This window comes from Halostella sp. PRR32 (genome assembly GCF_034808085.1).
Taxonomy (GTDB): domain Archaea; phylum Halobacteriota; class Halobacteria; order Halobacteriales; family Natronoarchaeaceae; genus Halostella; species Halostella pelagica.
Map to the genome: position 1 here is coordinate 1 of NZ_JAXHGL010000200.1, position 257 is coordinate 257.

Sequence of the window (257 nt, forward strand, 5' to 3'; positions counted from 1 at the left end):
CGTGGAGGTCCGCCGCGAGCGCGTCGACGTACCGGGCGAGTTGCGAGACCGCGTCCGGGCCGGCGCGGTCGCGCTTGAGTTCGACGACGACCGGCTGGCCGTCCGCGGCCTCGGCGTACACGTCCACGGGGCCGGCCGGCGTGTCCCGTTCCGTGGCGAGCGGCCGGAGCCCGGGTTCGACCAGGGCCGGTCGTTCGAGGACGCGTTCCTTCAGGTCGGCCTCGGTCCCGCTCGGCGCGTCCGTCTCGTGGTCGTCG

The 257-nt window shown here is 75.9% G+C and carries 1 protein-coding gene; it reads right to left on the minus strand.

Annotated features, from left to right (window positions below):
• On the minus strand, positions 1–257 hold a 257-nt coding region (locus tag SM753_RS20865), incomplete at both ends, for an endonuclease NucS domain-containing protein (protein WP_323192963.1).